The sequence below is a fragment of the Providencia sp. JGM181 genome (genome assembly GCF_018257375.1).
Classification (GTDB): domain Bacteria; phylum Pseudomonadota; class Gammaproteobacteria; order Enterobacterales; family Enterobacteriaceae; genus Providencia; species Providencia lanzhouensis.
This window is the reverse complement of sequence record NZ_JAERJY010000023.1, coordinates 14029-31872: the sequence shown is the minus strand read 5'-3', so window position 1 is coordinate 31872 and position 17844 is coordinate 14029. Positions and strand designations below refer to the sequence as shown.

Below are 17844 nucleotides of genomic sequence, written 5' to 3'. Positions count from 1 at the left end.
GTGTTTATATACTCCAAACTGGGTATTTTAATGGACCTCATGGGATAGTAATGGACTACACTATCCAGCTTTAATTATTTTCATATTTAAAACTTTGGTTAACACATTCGGCTCAAATTGATATTTGTTCTTTCTTCATGCAGATGTTAATAATTATTCGAAAGGTATAAAAAAATGAGCTCTACCACTGATTTTCTGAAGCATATATACGATATTAATCTTTCATATTTGCTTTTAGCTCAAAAGCTTATCGCCCAGGAAAAAGCCACTGCCATGTTCCGTCTCGGGATTTCCGATTCAATGGCAAACACTTTAGCAGAACTTTCTTTGCCTCAATTGGTTAAATTAGCGGAAACAAATCAGCTAATCTGTCAATTTAGATTTGAAAACAGCGACACGATTGAAAAGCTTACCCGAGATTCTCGAGTTGATGAATTGCAGCAAATTCATACGGGTATCCTTCTTTCGACCCGATTATTGCAAACGCATAATGAGTCCGATTCAGATATAGCGAGAAAAAGATGAGTAGCGTAGCTGAAAAAAGTATCGTCAAGGAAGCTAATGATATTCGTTTGGCAATGGAATTGATTTCGCTTGGGGCTCGCCTGCAGATGTTGGAAAGCGAAACTCAAATTAGTCGTGGACGCTTAGTGCGTTTATACAAAGAACTCAGAGGTTGCCCACCACCAAAAGGGATGCTCCCTTTTTCAACCGATTGGTTTATGACATGGGAACAAAATATTCACTCATCCATGTTCTACAACGCCTATCAGTTTTTACTGAAAACCGGTCAATGTGAAGGGGTTGATGCTATTCTCAAAGCCTATCGACTCTATCTAGAGCAGTGTTCACCCAATGCTGGAGACGAACCAATTTTGGCATTAACCCGTGCATGGACATTAGTTCGTTTTGTGGAAAGTGGCATGTTGCAAAGTTCCGATTGCAATTGCTGTAGTGGTTCATTTATCACCTATGCCCACATTCCTGAAAATAGTTTTACGTGTAGCTTGTGCCAGCCTCCATCACGAGCGATAAAAAAACGTAAACTTTCCGAGCATCTCGCCGATATTACGGAATATCGACAAGATGGCATTACCAAAGCGGTAATGTAATTGGATTAATTTGGTTTACAGGCAATTTCATTGCCTGTCCTTCCTCATATTCCCTTTGACTGCCATCTGTTAACCAACGGAGTGAAAGGGAATACTGTGTTAATACTCATCGGATATATCATTGTTACAGCTGCCGTTATCGGTGGCTATGTCATGGTCGGTGGTCATCTTGGCGCGCTGTACCAACCAGCTGAGTTTGTCATTATTTTAGGGGCTGGTTTAGGCGCATTTGTTGTGGGTAACAGTGGTAAAGCCATCGTTGCATTATGCAAAGTATTACCAAGACTCTTCCGTCGCTCTTCTTACAACAAAGCCATGTCAATGGACTTGATGGCTTTGTTATTTCAGCTTTTGAATAAATCTCGTCAACAAGGTCTACTTGCGCTCGAAAAAGATATTGAAAACCCGCAAGAGAGTGAGATTTTTTCTCAGTATCCTCGCATTCTCAAAGATCAAACTGCCATGATGTTTATCGTGGATTATTTACGTTTAATGGTGACAAGTAACTTACAAGCCCATGAAATCGAAGCATTAATGGATGAAGAGCTAGAAACATTCCGTCAAGAAAATGAAGTACCAGCATCCGGTTTGAACATGGTGGGTGAATCCATGCCTGCGTTCGGGATCGTGGCGGCTGTTCTCGGTGTGGTGAATGCACTTGCAGCTGCAGACCGACCTGCGGGTGAATTGGGCGCCTTGATTGCTCATGCAATGGTAGGAACTTTCCTCGGTATTTTAGTGGCTTATGGATTTATTTTGCCACTGGCTAGTTTAATTCGTCAGCGCAGTAGCGAACAATTAAAAATGATGGAGTGCATTAAAGTCACGTTCCTCTCTTCATTGCAAGGGTATGCCCCTCAAATTGCGGTTGAATTTGGTCGTAAAGTCTTATTTAGCGTTGATAGACCGTCATTCCTTGAGCTGGAAGACAAAGTTCGTGAAGTCAAAGTCGGTAATCGCGCAACAGAAACCACTGAGGAGTAATCGCTAATGGCAGCCAATGGCCCTCAAATTATTCGTGTTAAGAAAAAAGGCGGTCATCAGCAGCATGCCCACGGTGGAGCATGGAAAATTGCTTACGCTGATTTTATGACTGCGATGATGGCGTTCTTTCTGGTTATGTGGCTGATTTCCATCTCCAGTCCTCAAGAATTAACCAAGATAGCGGAGTATTTTCGTACTCCGCTCAGTACTGCCATCAATCCAGGAACGAAAAGCGGAGATGCCACTAACCCCATTCCCGGTGGTGGAAAAGATCCGATTTTTCGTGATGGTGACGTGATGCCAGAACCAAATGACATCATTTCCGGTGATGCGAATTATCGCTTTGAAAAATTAAAAGAAAATCTTGAGCAAGCAATTTTACAAGACCCGCGTTTGAATGAATTAAAACCCCATTTATTGATTGACATGATCAACGATGGTTTACGAATTCAAATCGTAGATAGCGCCAATCGCCCTATGTTTAAAGTGGGTTCTGCCACCGTCGAGCCTTACATGCGCGATATTCTGCGTGCCATTGCGCCACTACTCAATGATGTTCCGAATCGCATTAGTATTTCAGGACATACGGATGACTTGCCATATGCCAGCGAAGCCTATTACAGCAACTGGGAACTCTCATCTGATAGAGCCAATGCCTCTCGCCGTGAGCTGATCATGGGGGGAATGGATGAGCGCAAAGTTTTACGTGTAGTAGGGATGGCCTCATCCATCCATTTAGACAAAGAAAACGGCTTAGCACCCGTCAACCGGCGGATCAGCATCATCGTATTGAATGAAGATGAAACAAATCAAATTTTACATGAATACGATGGCGCAACACCGATTAATGATGTGCTGAAAAAAAGCCCAGAAGATGTGCCAATACCGGCAAACAGTGATGTCGTGACTGTGAAGGTGACAAAGTCACCCGATAAACAGTAATGACAAAAACCATAATCACCCGAATCTCACTACTGCCGGACTTATCCGGCAGTCAGTGTTAAGTGAAACTTAAGCGAAATTGGATAAAAAGCATGGATATTACCGAGTTTTATCAAACATTTTTCGATGAAGCCGATGAGTTGCTTAGGGATATGGAACAGCATTTGCTTGAGCTTGATCCTATTGACCCAGATAGCGAGCAGCTCAATGCCATATTCCGCAGTGCCCACTCAATTAAAGGTGGGGCGGCAACCTTTGGTTTCACTCATCTACAAAACACCACGCATACCTTAGAAAACTTGCTCGATAAGGCACGTCATGATGAGCTGACATTAACGCCAGATATTATTGACGTTTTCTTAGATGCAAAAGACGTGATGGTGTCCCAACTGGATGCCTATAAAAATGACTCATTACCGGATGATGAGACTTTCAAACGCATTTGTGATGTGCTCAAAAGCATTGAACATGATGTCAGCGAAGTCGGCTCGGAAGAGGTTGTCACTCTTGCTAACGTGAGTATCGAAGAGACTGACTGTGTTGTGGCTGACGATGTTGTGGCGGATGAGTCCTCGTCGGGAACTACGATGCAAACCCATGCATCATTGACAAATAACGAATTTTCTCACTATTTCATCATTACGTTGAACGGTCTGAAATCAACGGAAGTGGATGTATTAGCGGATGAATTAGGTTTATTCGGTAGCTTATTTGGCTCAGAAAAAAGTGATTCCAGCTTAAAAGCGTGGCTAGGAACCAATACGGATATCGAAGATATCTGTGGGGTACTGTGTTTCGTCGTGGATGAGTCTCAAATCCAGCATAGCGAAATCAGTTTTGAAGAGTGCCAGCGTGCAACACAAGGTAGTAACCAAAAAAGTAAAGTGGCTGCAACTCTCGAAGAATTGGAAGCAACGGTGGAAGAGTTGGCGGCAATGGTTGAAACACCTACCGAGCCAGTTGAATCGCCTAAAACGGCGGTTGCGGCACCGGCACCTGTTACGGCGCCAACATCTGCATCATCACCTTCAGCATCGTCATCCGCAACCACTAAAAAAGCTGCCGCAGCGAAGCCCAAAGGGGATTCAAGCAGCATCCGTGTTGCAGTTGAAAAAGTTGACCAACTGATCAACTTAGTGGGCGAGCTGGTGATCATCCAGTCAATGCTGACTCAGCATAGCCAACAAGTTGACCAAAACGAATATGCGGATTTGCTCAGTTCTATCGTTCAATTAGAGCGTAACTCACGGGCTCTGCAAGAGTCAGTCATGTCCATTCGTATGATGCCAATGGATTATGTTTTCAGCCGTTTCCCACGTATGGTGCGCGATATTGCCTCTAAGCTGGGTAAGAAAATCGAACTGAAAGTGGAAGGTAGCTCAACCGAATTAGACAAGAGTCTTATCGAACGCATCGTCGATCCACTGAATCACCTTGTCCGAAACAGTCTTGACCATGGTATTGAAAAACCAGAAGTTCGCTTGGCAAATGGTAAACCTGAAGCGGGAACATTAACGCTCTCTGCGGCACATCAAAGCGGCAATATCTGTATCGAAGTGCGTGATGATGGGGCAGGGCTAAACCGCGAACGAATTTTAGCAAAAGCTCGCTCTCAAGGTATGAATGTTCACGATGGCATGACCAACGATGAAGTCGCGATGTTGATCATGGCGCCGGGCTTCTCTACTGCCGAAGTGGTGACGGATGTTTCAGGGCGTGGTGTCGGAATGGACGTGGTTAAACGAAACATTCAAGACATGGGCGGACGTATTCAAATCGGTTTCACAGAAGGTAAAGGCACCATCATTCGGATTTTACTGCCATTAACCTTAGCCATTCTTGATGGTATGTCAGTCAAAGTCTCTGACGATGTGTTTATCGTGCCACTTAGTGCAATTATTAGCACATTACAGCCACGTCCAGAGGATATCTATCGCCTTGCCGGTGAAGAAAAAATGCTGCTCGTTCGCGGTGAATATTTACCACTGGTCGAATTGCATCACGTCTTTTCTATCAAAAATGCCGAACCAAATCTTGCCAATAGTATCGCGCTGATCATCCAAAATGCGGGGCATCGTTTCGCTTTATTGGTTGACAAGCTGGTGGGGCAGCAGCAGGTCGTGGTGAAAAATATCGAAAGTAATTATCGCAAAATTCCGGGAATTTCCGCTGCAACCATCATGGGCGACGGTTCTGTTTCGCTGATTTTAGACGTCGCAGAATTGCAGAGAATGAACAACAACATTTTGATTAATAAGAAACAGCCTGTTTCTCAACCAGTAATGCACTAAATAGAGGTTATATACCATGTCTATGTTAGATGACGATTTAAACAAGCTTGAAGAAGAAAAGAATGGCGAAGGCTACCTCATTTTTACGCTTGGTGAAGAAGAGTACGGAATCGAGATTTTAAAAGTGCAGGAAATTCGTGGTTATGAGCAAGTGACTCGTATTGCGAATACTCCTGACTTTATTAAAGGTGTCACCAACCTGCGTGGCGTCATTATTCCGATCATCGATCTGCGCATTAAGTTTTCCCATGAAAACGTAGTTTACAACGACAACACCGTCGTCATCGTTGTGAACTTAAAAGACCGAGTTGTGGGAATTGTGGTTGATGGTGTTTCCGATGTACTGGTGTTGCATGAAGAGCAAATTGCACCACCGCCAGATTTCGCGGTGACATTATCCACTCAGTATCTGACCGGTCTAGGAACAGTAGGCGAACGTATGTTGATTTTGGTTGATATCGAAAAATTATTGACCAGTGAAGAGATGGCGTTAATCGACAATATCGCGGAATAACGAGTCATTAGATGCGTTAAATACGCTGATAATTTGCTCAAAAATGGTAAGCGTATGACTAAAGTTTTTGAGCAACTGTCCGATATCCAAACTACAACAACACTATGTTAGTAAAACACCATGTACAGTCGAATTAAAATCGTATCAGGACTTTTGTCCGTTATTTTTGTATTTATTTTATTGCAGCTGGTATCAAGTGGTTTGATGTTTACCAAACTCGGCGATAACAGCGACAGTATTAATTATTTGAATTCTCTCCAACGCCAAAGACTCGTTCTGACTCAAAGCTGGGTCAATCTATTGCAAGCTCGTTCTGACTTAAACCGCGCCATTAACGCGTATTTATTAGAAGAGTTAAGCATTAAAGATGATGCCTCTGCTGCGGATCTTATTGCTTCAGCAAAAGGTAAATTTAAAGCTGCCGATGAAGCGTATGACAGCTACAGAAAGTTGATGGCAAACGCAGAGGTGGATAAGGGGTTATTTGATAACTTACTAAAATCCTATGAGGATTATCGTGTTGCATTAACCAAACTGTCGGAATATGCAGAGAAGGGGGATTTAAACGGCTTCTATGCGCATAGAACGTCAGGGTTACAAGCCAAATTTGAAGAGCAATTTGGCCTCTATTTTGCTGAAATTTCTTCAGATTTTGAAAATGAAGTGGTGAATGCAGAATCCAATTACCGCCAATCACTGTATTTGCTGGTTATCTTATCCGTACTGTTAGCAGTGATCAGCGTGATTAGCTATCGCTATGTGCGTAAAGGGATCACTGAGCCATTAAATACGCTGATCGAGCGCATTAAAGTGTTCGCTTCAGGGGATTTAACGCCAAAAATTGATACCTCAGCGAACAATGAAATTGGTGAGTTAGCGCGTGGTGCTCAGCACATGCAACAAGAGCTAATCAATACGGTTCGTGGTGTACTGGATGGTAGTGAAACTATCTATCAGGGTACCACTGAAATCGCAGCGGGTAACAATGACTTATCTTCACGTACCGAGCAGCAAGTGGCTTGCTTAGAAGAGACGTCTGCTAGCATGAGTGAGCTAACTGCAACGGTTAAGCAAAACACCGAATATGCTCATCAAGCCAGTGAGTTTGCAAGCCAAGCTTCTGTTATTGCAAAAGAAGGCGGCAAAGTGGTGTCTAACGTGGTTCATACCATGCGCAACATTGCTGATAGCTCGCAAAAAATCTCTGACATTACCGCTGTTATCGACAGTATTGCTTTCCAAACCAATATCCTCGCATTGAATGCCGCAGTTGAAGCTGCGCGTGCGGGTGAGCATGGCCGTGGATTTGCTGTGGTTGCCGATGAAGTTCGTAGCCTTGCTCAACGCAGCGCAGATGCAGCAAAAGAGATCAAAGGCTTGATTGAAGACTCTGTTTCTAGAACAGACGTCGGGGCTCGCCAAGCAGAAGATGCTGGTGAAACAATGACAAAAATTGTCGACTCAGTCACACGTGTTACTGACATCATGACGCACATCGCAACCGCATCTGATGAGCAGAGCAAAGGTATTGCTCAAGTGAGTATTGCCGTGGAAGAGATGGACAAAGTGACTCAGCAAAACGCCTCACTCGTTGAGCAATCCGCTGTTGCTGCAAATGTACTGGAAGAGCAAGTCGCTAAGCTTTCTCAGTTGATCTCCATTTTCCGTTTACCTGCAATGGATCAAGCAAAAGTACGCAACGCACAACCTGCACCAAGAACAGTATCTAATATTGTTAAAACACCAGATTTATCCAAAATCGCATCGAAAAATCATAAAGATGACGATAACTGGGAAACCTTTTAAGGGTAAATCTGTTCGAGCGCTGTGAGAGTTTCTCTCGCAGCGCTTTTATATGTTTAAGCTCGATAATTAAAAAAGGGCCAAATTTTTGGCTGGCATAAGTAGGGGATTAAATATGTTAGGAAAGAATATCCGAATTTCAGTGAGCTTATACTTACTCCTGATTTTATTTTGTGGCATGCAGTTAACCTCAAGCGGCGTTTCTGTTGGCATCGTTAACAGCGAATTAAACGCGCTAGAAAGAATCGATATGGGTTCTAAAAAACGCGCATTACTGGAAGAGACCAGCAAAAACTTAATGCAGGCACGTAATAGCCTGACTCAAATTGCCTTACTGATGAAAGTAGGCGACCACGTTCCATTAATCGAAGAAACCCGCGTTGTTTTCGATAACTACTTAATTTCAGCTAACAAATCGTATAACGAATTCAAAACTCAGCCAGTGCTAAGCGAAAAAGAAAACTTAGCGGCATTGGAAGAGAAATTTAATGCCTTTGTCGTCACGTTAAACGCATTGAAAGGCAATCTTGATAACAACGATGTTGCGGCTTATATCAATCTGCCTGCACAACAAAACCAAGATGAATTAATCAGTGTTATTAATAATTATCTCTCTGTTTTAAATGATGAAAGTAATGATTCTATTGCGGATGCAAGATTTTATAACCAATTTGCATGGGTTTCATTCTTTACCGTCATTGTCATTATTTTCGGTGTGATTGCCGTTGTGCATCTGTGGTTAAAACGTAAAGTCATTTCACCATTAAACAGCATGAGTGAACACTTTATGCACGTTGCGGAAGGAAAACTAAATCAGAATATTGAAATTAATTTCCGTGATGAAATCGGTGATGTATTCGAAAAATTAAAAGTCATGCAGCAATCATTGGCAAAAACTGTCACCTCTATTCGTTCTAATACAGACCAAATGTATACGGGTATTCGTGAGATTGCTTTAGGGAATAATAATTTATCATCAAGAACAGAACAGCAGGCCGCCTCGTTAGAAGAGACGGCAGCGAGTATGGAAGAGTTAACTGCGACAGTGAAACAAAACGCCGATAATGCGCGTCAAGCTAGCGAACTTGCAGTGAGTGCATCGCGCACAGCGACAAAAGGCGGTGAAATCACGGAAGGTGTGATTGACACGATGACTGCCATTTCTAATAGCTCTCAGAAAATTAGCGCCATCATCAGTGTCATTGATGGCATCGCTTTCCAGACCAACATCCTTGCATTAAATGCTGCAGTAGAAGCGGCGCGTGCGGGTGAACAAGGTCGTGGATTCTCGGTAGTTGCAGGTGAAGTTCGCGCATTAGCGCAACGAAGCGCTGAAGCGGCGAAAGAGATCAAAGGCTTGATTGACGAGTCAGTAGGGCGTGTGAACCAGGGCTCTCAGTTGGTGAATGAAGCAGGTCAAACCATGAATGAACTGGTTGCCGCTGTTAACCAAGTGACTGAATTAATGGGCAATATTGCGTCTGCATCGAATGAGCAGAGCCGAGGTATTGAGCAAGTTGCGATTGCAGTAAGCCAAATGGATTCTGTTACACAACAAAACGCCGCATTAGTAGAGCAATCAACCAGTGCGACAGCAGCACTTGAAGACCAAGCCAATAATTTGGTCGAGACTGTGGAATTTTTCGAATTACCAGAACAGTCTACCCGAGTTAGACGGTAATGGGTATTCATGCGATAGCGTGAATAATGAACTCTCAATCTAGATAACTTGAACTAGGGAGAGGCGGTTAGTTAGACAACGCATAAGTTAGACGATGATAGTTAGGCAGCCACTTTCGGCTGCCTCGCCGGTTTTTATTGAATAGGACGACAAGTACGATGCTATTAGTACCACAGATAGAACCTTTGACTGATGACGAGTTTGGTCGGGTTTGTCGATTTATTCATAAAAAGTCTGGAATAGTCCTTACGATGAATAAGAAAAATATGGTCTATAACCGCTTATTAAAGCGCTTACGTGACTGTAATATCGACAATTTTTCTGATTACTTACGGATGTTAGAGCGTGAACCGTTGAATACGGAATGGCAAGCATTTATCAACGCACTGACCACAAACTTAACGGCATTCTTTCGAGAGCCTCACCACTTTGCGACATTGACAGATTTTTTAAAAAGCCGTCGAAATAGCAATATCAATATTTGGTGTTCGGCTTCTTCGACAGGGGAAGAACCTTATTCTATCGCCATGACAGTGAGCGATGTTCTGGGAGCCAACGCTGTCAATGCCAAGGTCGTTGCCAGTGATATTGACACGGAAGTATTAGAGAAAGCGAAACAAGGGATCTATCGAATCGAAGAACTCAAAACCCTGACAGCACTGCAACGGCAGCGCTACTTCATGAAAGGGGTGGGTGAGTACGAAGGGTTTGCTCGCGTAAAGCCCGCACTTAGCAACATGATTGAGTTTCGTTACTTAAACCTGACGGAAGGCGATTGGCAATTACAACATCGCTTCGATGCGATTTTTTGCCGTAACGTCATGATTTATTTTGACAAGGAAATGCAGATAAAACTGCTAGAGCGCTTTGCGCCACTGCTCAAGCCGGATGGCTTATTGTTTATTGGTCACTCTGAAAATATTTCGCAACTGACAAAACAGTTTGTGATCAATGGGCAGACCGTCTACAGCTTAGCGTCGGCGAGGAGAGGACAATGAAAAAAATAAAAGTATTGTGCGTCGATGACTCTGCACTAATGCGCCAATTAATGCGTGAAATTATCAACAGTCACTCTGATATGGAAGTGGTCGACACAGCGCCAGATCCGTATGTTGCTCGGGATTTAATTAAGCAACTGGAGCCAGATGTTATCACCCTTGATGTTGAAATGCCGAGAATGGATGGCATTGATTTTTTAGAGAAATTGATGCGGCTGCATCCAATTCCGGTAGTCATGGTTTCCACATTAACCTCTAAAGGTTCTGAAGTGACATTAAAGGCTTTAGAGCTGGGAGCGGTGGATTTTGTGACAAAACCACAGATTGGTATTCGCGAAACCATGATGAGTTATCGCGATATGATCGGTGAAAAAATTCGCGCAGCGGCGATGTCTAAAATGTCGCAGCGTAACCGTTTTGCTCGCACCGAGAAAAAAATCGCGGAACCAACAACTCTTGCTAAACCGCTGACGCCATACGTGTGCAATAACCGTGTGATAGCTGTGGGTGCCTCAACCGGTGGAACAGAAGCTATCCGACAATTTCTGGAAATGCTACCAAGAGAATGCCCGCCTGTAGTGATCACTCAGCATATGCCAGCAGGCTTTACCCGCTCTTTTGCCGAGCGTTTAAATAAATTGTGTGCGCTGACAGTAAAAGAGGCAGAGCACAACGAAGTTCTACAAAAAGGCTGTGCCTATATCGCGCCGGGTGATTCACACATGCTGATTGCCGATAAAGGCAAAGGTTATCAAGTGGTGTTGGAACAGAGCGAGCCAGTTAACCGCCATCGTCCTTCCGTCGATGTGTTATTTGACTCAGTCGCTAAGCATGTCGGACGTAAATGTATTGGTATTTTGCTGACGGGGATGGGAATGGATGGAGCGAAAGGCTTACTTAACCTACGTCAACAAGGGGCTTTCACTTACGCTCAAAACGAAAGCAGCTGCGTCGTATTTGGTATGCCGCGTGCTGCAATCGAAATGAATGCCGCAGATGAAGTGCTGGATCTACTGAAAATCGCCCCAAGCGTATTAACAAAACTTTCTACTGTCACCGTTTAGTGGTGACAGTTTATTTATCATTGTATTTTTGAAGGAGTGGTTATGGCCGCTAAAGATCTGAGCTTTCTGGTTGTCGATGACTTTTCTACTATGCGTCGCATCGTCCGTAACTTATTAAAAGAACTTGGTTTTAACAAAATTGAAGAAGCGGAAGATGGTGTTGATGCCCTCGAAAAAATCCGTGCTGGGAATATTGATTTTGTTGTTGCTGACTGGAATATGCCAAACATGGATGGTTTAGAGTTACTCAAAACTATTCGTGGTGATGATGCACTTAAACATATCCCTGTCTTAATGGTGACCGCAGAAGCGAAAAAAGAAAACATCATTGCAGCAGCACAAGCGGGTGCAAGCGGCTATGTTGTGAAACCGTTTACCGCAGCTATCCTAGAAGAAAAATTAAATAAAGTGTTTGAAAAAATGGGGCTGCAATAATCGCGGGCGGTAAAGGAGACAGTGATGATTGAACAAGTAGCAATGAATGGCAGCCGTAATGGCACTGGCAACGAAGATCTAAAACACGTCATTACACGTATTGGAACTCTGATGCGAACCTTACGTGAAAGTATGCGTGAGTTGGGTTTAGAGAAAAGCGTTCAGCAGGCAGTAGCAAGTATTCCAGACGGTAAAGACCGCCTGCGTTATATTGCGCAAATGACAGCCCAAGCGGCAGAAAAAACACTCAACGGCATTGATGTTATCAAGCCGCTGCAAGTGGAAATGAACAAAAATGCGATTGCGTTGCAGCAACAGTGGGAAGAGGCGGCGTCCGGTGAAGTCTCTGAAGCGTTACGCGGCTCCACTCAAGCATTTTTGGGACAAGTTATCCAAGATAGCGAAGTGACGAAAGCTGAACTATTAGAAATCATGATGGCGCAAGACTTCCAAGACTTAACGGGTCAAGTCGTCAAAAAAATGATGGAAGTGGTTGAAGAAGCAGAGAAACAGCTATTAGCGTTGCTGATGGAAAATACACCACCAGAAATGCGAGTGAAGACTCAAAGTGAAAGCCTGCTCAATGGTCCTCAGATTAATAAAGAAGGTGTGAATGTGATGGCATCACAGTCACAGGTGGATGATCTGTTAGATGAGTTAGGTTTCTAATTCGTTCGCTCCTTCATGATAGTTTGAGCTATAGCGTTATTGGCGGCGTTTGCCTTGTTGCTATGGCTCAAATTATTTAGGGTAGTCGTGCATCATTATTTTATTAGCGATTTTTCATCAAAACCCATCGACCAGTAGATCTATCGCGCTTTTGATTTTATCTCTTTGGTGCCGAATGCAAGTGATCTCTTTTCCTAACATGGATTTAGAGATAGCTGACATCAAATGAGTCATAAGCACAAAGGGTTGTCCTTCAATATTAATAATTGGGTTAAGTCGCATCGGTAGGGCCGCTTGTAGGTGCCGTTTATCAAATAAAGGAATGATAAGGCGCGTTGTTAGGTCATCAATAATGTCACTTTGAACATCCAAAAGATAAGGATAGTTGGTTATCTCTTTTTTAGCTTGATAGACACAATATTGCATTAAAGCTCCTTATATTCCTCTGAAAAAATTCCATATTCTTCATTGATCCTATTGAGTTCCTGAAAACCGTCTTGGTTATCCGCTTTCCATTTTAATGCCTCAAGTTTTTTGAGTTCAGCTAATAAAGCATTGGATAACACAAGGGAAAAGTTCAAATTGGCTTTTCTCGCTTGTTCATAAAGTTTAGGGGAGACAGTCACACTCACCGTCTTTTTCATTTTATTGGCTAAGGTCATCGCAACTCCTTTTTGATATACATGCTACATTTACTGGCACACCGGAGTATCCAAGTGCCCGTGCTTGAACACGGGTAAATGTAGCATATATTTTGAACGAGAAACCAATTTACCTCCATTTACTGAAAAAATCAGACACTCTATTTCTCTTATGACTCTTCAAAAAGCGCTTCAATAGACTTTATTGGATAGAAAAAGCTATCCGCGTTATCTCCTGCTAATTGGATAAAACCAAGTCCGAGATAAAATTGTTTTGCTTTATCATTTAAGGCCTCGACAAATATGTACGGTTTTTTACCGTACTTGAGTGATAAATGTACACTGAAGCAAGTTCAACTAGATTTTGAACACCAAACCAAAAGAAATACGTAATGTGGTTTTATACATAGTTAGCTTTGTTCACAGGTAGTTTTATATAGGGTCACAAACAGATCGAATGTGTTTATTTAGGTTTGCGAAGCGCTTCGCTGAGGGGGTGCAAGAGGCTGCAATTGTTGACGAATGGCTGGGCAGCGTGTCGAGAAATGAAATTATAATGGTGGAATAGGGAGAGGAATGTTGAGGTGGTAAAAGAGGATATTAATAGGGCATTAACGCAGGCTTGAATAGCTTTTCAAACCTGCGCAAACAAAACAGAGATAAAGTTATTTCTTTTTATTCAACATAGCTTTTAAATCTGCAAACGGGTTATAAGTGGCTTCACCCACATCTTTTTGTGCATCTTCACCCGCAACCACATTCGTTCCGTACTGGTCGGCTTCTGTATACTTAGAGTGTTCATGGTCATGGCAGAAGAGACACAATAATTCCCAGTTACTGCCATCTTCAGGATTATTGGTATGATCATGATCGATATGATGAACGGTTAATTCTCTTAGATTCGAATAAACGAATTCCCGTGTGCAGCGCCCACATATCCACGGGTAAATTTTAAGTGCTTTTTCGCGGTAGCCACTTTCTAAGCGAGCATAGTTTTTGGGGATCAAAGCCATAACGAATATCACCTGCTATAAATAGAGTGTTTTATATTGATACTGTCAATATACCCCATTTTACAGCACGGGTATTATAGGAAGTGATTTTTTAGGTCATCCTTTTTGACTTTTTCTCTTGTTACCTTTCATTTGCCTCTTTGCGAAGCGCTTCGCAAAGTTGTTGCCATATTGCTCAATAGCCAAAAAACCCCTGCGAACTACGTCTATTTTCCACCATTGATTTTTTTACACTCTGTCATGCTATAGCGACTATGCGTATAGGCTAATTTTTTGGAAGTCACGTGTCCGACGAAAGTGATGTAGAAAAAACAGAAGAACCCACGCCCCATAAAAAGCAGAAAGCGAAAGATGATGGGCAAATTGTTCGCTCCAAAGAATTAAGCTCCCTCATGATGATGTTGGCTGGAGTCAGTTTGCTGTGGTTAAGTGGCGGGCATTTGGCAAACCAGCTACGACAAATCATGCGCCAAGGATTTATCTTTGACGGGCATTACCTGCAAAACACAGGGTTAATGCTCAGTTATTTGGGGAGGGTGGTTAGTGAGGCGTTATTTGCTCTACTCCCAATTATCGGGGGGTTAGCGCTGGTGGGGATCTCTGCTTCGTCACTGGTGGGTGGGCTGTTATTTAATAGCAAATTGATTAAGTTTGATTTGAAAAAATTAAATCCAATCAAAGGATTAAAACGAATTTTCTCTATGAATGCCTTATCTGAATTGTTTAAGGCGATATTAAAATCACTGTTTGTGGGGTTAGGAGCATCCATTTTCCTCTGGCAAAGTTGGCCTTCACTACTCCATTTGGTGATGGAACCACCGACAACGGCATTAGCGAATGCACTAGAGAAGGTAATTTTTGCAGGTTATTTAATTGTCTTTCTCTTAATCCCGATGGTGGCATTTGATGTGTTTTATCAATTTCGTTCCCACTTGAAAAAGTTACGGATGAGCCGCCAAGAAATTAAAGACGAATTTAAGCAGCAAGAGGGTGATCCGCACATTAAAGCCAAAATTCGTCAGCAACAACGAGCGATTGCGCGTAACCGAATGATGGCAGATGTCCCCAGTGCGGATGTGATTGTTACTAACCCGACTCACTACGCTGTCGCCCTAAAATATGACGATAAAAAAATGGGGGCGCCGAAAGTTTTGGCAAAAGGCGCAGGAGTTATTGCTCAACGTATTAAAGAAATTGGTGCAGAGCACCGCATTTTACAACTTGAAGCTCCACCGCTCGCGCGTGCGTTATACCGTCATGCGGAGATTGGACAAAGTATCCCTGTTGCGCTGTATGCAGCGGTAGCAGAAGTTTTAGCATGGGTTTACCAATTACGCCGTTGGCGTCGTGAAGGTGGCCTGAAACCAAAGAAACCGAAGAATTTACCAGTGCCACCGACGCTGGATTTTGCTGGAGATAACAATCGCGATGGCTAATTTGGCTGCACTTTTAAAATTGCCGAAAAACTTACAAGGAACTCAGTGGCAAATCCTCGCTGGACCCGTGCTGATATTACTGATTCTGTCGATGATGGTTTTACCATTACCGGCATTTTTGCTTGATTTGTTGTTCACCTTTAACATTGCTCTGTCCATTATGGTTCTGCTTGTGGCGATGTTCACCAAACGGACATTGGATTTTGCCGCATTTCCCACCATTTTGCTGTTCGCAACCTTATTGCGCCTATCTTTGAATATCGCTTCAACGCGTATTATTTTGCTGGATGGTCATACTGGGCCTGATGCCGCTGGGCGTGTTGTCGAAGCTTTTGGTCACTTCCTGGTTGGCGGTAACTTTGCCATTGGTATCGTTGTTTTCATTATCTTGGTTCTGATTAACTTTATGGTTATCACCAAGGGTGCGGGGCGTATCGCCGAAGTGGGTGCTCGCTTTGTGCTTGATGGTATGCCTGGTAAGCAAATGGCTATCGATGCCGACTTAAACGCCGGTATCATTAATGATGATGAAGCGAAAAAACGCCGAGCAGAAGTCACTCAAGAAGCCGATTTTTACGGTTCAATGGACGGTGCGAGTAAATTCGTCCGTGGTGATGCCGTCGCCGGAATTATGATCATGGTGATAAACGTCATCGGTGGTCTGATTATCGGTGTGGGCCAGCACCATATGACCCTCGGTGATGCAACCAGTGCTTATACCTTATTAACCATTGGTGATGGTCTAGTTGCCCAAATTCCAGCATTGATCATTTCAACGGCAGCGGGGGTTATCGTCACTCGCGTTGCAACCGATGAAGATGTCGGTGAGCAGATGGTCACTCAACTATTTAATAATCCGCGCGTGATGTGGCTCAGTGCTGGGGTGTTAGGGTTGATTGGTCTTATTCCAGGGATGCCTAACTTTGTTTTCCTACTGTTTACTGCGGCATTGGCTGCATTAGGCTGGTATCTGGTAAAACGCTCACGTAACCCAGAAAAAGTGATGGATGATAGCCAAGCGCAACATTTCCAAGAAGCCAATAAAGTGGTCGAAGCAACATGGGATGATGTGCAGTTAGAAGATTTACTGGCAATGGAAGTCGGTTATCGCTTAATTCCGTTGGTTGATAACGATCAACAAGGGGAGCTATTGGGTCGACTTCGTGGGTTACGTAAGAAATTTGCTCAGGAAGTTGGATACTTACCTCCGGTGGTACATATTTGCGACAACTTAGAGTTATCCCCATGTGAATATCGCATTCTTATCAAAGGGGCTGAGGTGGGGCGCGGAGAAGCTCAACCTGGACGTAACTTAGCGATTGATCCGGGTAATGCGGCGGGAACTTTACAAGGAGATATGACTAAAGAACCTGCGTTTGGTCTGCCTGCAATATGGATCGATGACGATTTACGTGAACAAGCGCAAATCCAAGGTTATACCGTCGTTTCTGCAAGTACCGCGGTAGCAACGCACTTTAACCAAATTTTACTGCAATACTCGAGTACTCTGTTCGGTCGCCAAGAAGCCCAAATGTTGTATGACCGAGTGAAAAAAGAGATGCCAAAACTGGCGGATGATTTGATCCCTGACACCATTTCACTGACCATCTTACACCGCGTTTTACAAAACCTACTCATGGAAGATGTGGTGATCCGCGACATGCGCACCATTATTGAAACGCTGGCTGAAATGGCAGGTGAAAATGGTGAACAAAAAGACACTGATTACCTTACCTCTCAGGTACGTATTGCTTTAGGACGAGCCATTACCCAGCAATGGTTTGGTAGCGCTGAAGAGATCCAAGTGATTGGGTTGGATGCGAAGTTAGAGCAAATCCTGCTACAAGCCGCAAAGAATGGCGGTGGCTTAGAGCCAAACTTAGCCCAGTTTATTCAAACTCAAGCTGAAGAAGCAGTGGGGCATCAAGAAGCGATGGGGGCGCCAACCGTATTGTTAGTGAATCATGCCCTGAGGCTGATTTTATCCCGCTTCCTGCGTCGTAGTTTGCCGCAATTAGTGGTGATGTCCAATTTAGAAATGACAGATCACCGTAAGATTAGAATGACATCGATGATCAGTGGGTCATAAACAGCCGATTGATTTCAAGTTAACGAAACGCAAATAAGCATCACAATAGGCAGTGTAGTGAGATGAGTGTCATAACTCCTCACCCACTGCCTATTTTTTCGTGCGTTAGTTTTATACAAAAGTACAGTTAAGGTCTTTGCAGACTTTAAACCGAACGCTGCGAACGGGATCA

17 protein-coding genes are annotated in these 17844 nt (G+C 43.4%); 14 read left to right on the top strand and 3 right to left on the bottom strand.

What is annotated here, in order from left to right; all coding sequences use genetic code 11:
• Positions 1-174 precede the first annotated feature (174 nt).
• The 12 genes from flhD (at position 175) to JK188_RS05355 (ending at position 12493) form a co-directional block, all read left to right on the top strand.
• Entirely contained in the window at positions 175-525 is a 351-nt protein-coding gene (gene flhD / locus JK188_RS05410; protein WP_036951507.1) for a flagellar transcriptional regulator FlhD, read from the top strand.
• On the top strand, positions 522-1112 hold the full coding sequence (gene flhC, locus JK188_RS05405) for a flagellar transcriptional regulator FlhC (RefSeq protein ID WP_132494639.1): 591 nt from the start codon (positions 522-524) through the stop codon (positions 1110-1112). The genes flhD and flhC overlap by 4 nt, the downstream gene beginning before the upstream one ends.
• A gap of 96 nt (positions 1113-1208) precedes the next feature.
• Positions 1209-2096, top strand: coding sequence for a flagellar motor stator protein MotA (motA, locus tag JK188_RS05400; RefSeq protein WP_036951501.1), 888 nt, complete (start codon positions 1209-1211; stop codon positions 2094-2096).
• Positions 2097-2102: 6 nt separating this feature from the next.
• Entirely contained in the window at positions 2103-3038 is a 936-nt protein-coding gene (motB, locus tag JK188_RS05395) for a flagellar motor protein MotB (protein ID WP_211885194.1), read from the top strand.
• Positions 3039-3130: 92 nt separating this feature from the next.
• Positions 3131-5329, top strand: a complete 2199-nt coding sequence (cheA, locus tag JK188_RS05390; protein ID WP_211885196.1) for a chemotaxis protein CheA — start codon at positions 3131-3133, stop codon at positions 5327-5329.
• A gap of 16 nt (positions 5330-5345) precedes the next feature.
• A complete protein-coding gene (cheW, locus tag JK188_RS05385; protein WP_006662059.1) occupies positions 5346-5843 on the top strand; it encodes a chemotaxis protein CheW in 498 nt (165 codons plus the stop codon).
• A gap of 120 nt (positions 5844-5963) precedes the next feature.
• Positions 5964-7649 (top strand): methyl-accepting chemotaxis protein, encoded by a 1686-nt coding sequence (locus tag JK188_RS05380; protein WP_211885199.1) that lies wholly within the window; start codon positions 5964-5966, stop codon positions 7647-7649.
• A 112-nt stretch (positions 7650-7761) separates the two neighbouring features.
• Positions 7762-9327 (top strand): methyl-accepting chemotaxis protein, encoded by a 1566-nt coding sequence (locus JK188_RS05375; protein WP_036951488.1) that lies wholly within the window; start codon positions 7762-7764, stop codon positions 9325-9327.
• A 158-nt stretch (positions 9328-9485) separates the two neighbouring features.
• Entirely contained in the window at positions 9486-10325 is an 840-nt protein-coding gene (locus JK188_RS05370; protein ID WP_036951486.1) for a CheR family methyltransferase, read from the top strand.
• On the top strand, positions 10322-11389 hold the full coding sequence (locus tag JK188_RS05365) for a protein-glutamate methylesterase/protein-glutamine glutaminase (protein ID WP_211885201.1): 1068 nt from the start codon (positions 10322-10324) through the stop codon (positions 11387-11389). Before JK188_RS05370 ends, JK188_RS05365 begins: the two co-directional genes overlap by 4 nt.
• Before the next feature lie 42 nt (positions 11390-11431).
• Positions 11432-11824: a chemotaxis response regulator CheY gene (cheY, locus tag JK188_RS05360; RefSeq protein ID WP_036951481.1), complete on the top strand. Its 393-nt coding sequence runs from the start codon at positions 11432-11434 to the stop codon at positions 11822-11824.
• Between the two features lie 24 nt (positions 11825-11848).
• On the top strand, positions 11849-12493 hold the full coding sequence (locus JK188_RS05355) for a protein phosphatase CheZ (protein WP_132494647.1): 645 nt from the start codon (positions 11849-11851) through the stop codon (positions 12491-12493).
• A gap of 117 nt (positions 12494-12610) precedes the next feature.
• Here JK188_RS05355 and JK188_RS05350 read toward each other — a convergent pair whose 3' ends face one another.
• The 3 genes from JK188_RS05350 to yajD form a co-directional block, all read right to left on the bottom strand.
• Positions 12611-12919 (bottom strand): CcdB family protein, encoded by a 309-nt coding sequence (locus JK188_RS05350; RefSeq protein ID WP_211885202.1) that lies wholly within the window; start codon positions 12917-12919, stop codon positions 12611-12613.
• Complete coding sequence (locus JK188_RS05345) at positions 12919-13155, bottom strand: type II toxin-antitoxin system CcdA family antitoxin (RefSeq protein WP_211885204.1); 237 nt, start codon at positions 13153-13155, stop codon at positions 12919-12921. The genes JK188_RS05350 and JK188_RS05345 overlap by 1 nt, the downstream gene beginning before the upstream one ends.
• A gap of 644 nt (positions 13156-13799) precedes the next feature.
• The gene (yajD, locus tag JK188_RS05340; protein WP_006657500.1) at positions 13800-14147 is read right to left on the bottom strand and encodes an HNH nuclease YajD; all 348 of its coding nucleotides are present in this window, start codon (positions 14145-14147) and stop codon (positions 13800-13802) included.
• A 284-nt stretch (positions 14148-14431) separates the two neighbouring features.
• Here yajD and flhB point away from each other — a divergent pair, with 284 nt between their 5' ends.
• Together flhB and flhA are read left to right on the top strand one after the other, a co-directional pair.
• Positions 14432-15583 carry a flagellar biosynthesis protein FlhB gene (gene flhB / locus JK188_RS05335; RefSeq protein ID WP_036951475.1) on the top strand — a complete coding sequence of 384 codons (1152 nt, stop codon included), beginning with the start codon at positions 14432-14434 and terminating at the stop codon, positions 15581-15583.
• Positions 15576-17672 (top strand): flagellar biosynthesis protein FlhA, encoded by a 2097-nt coding sequence (gene flhA, locus JK188_RS05330; RefSeq protein WP_211885206.1) that lies wholly within the window; start codon positions 15576-15578, stop codon positions 17670-17672. The genes flhB and flhA overlap by 8 nt, the downstream gene beginning before the upstream one ends.
• The last annotated feature ends 172 nt before the right edge of the window (positions 17673-17844 follow it).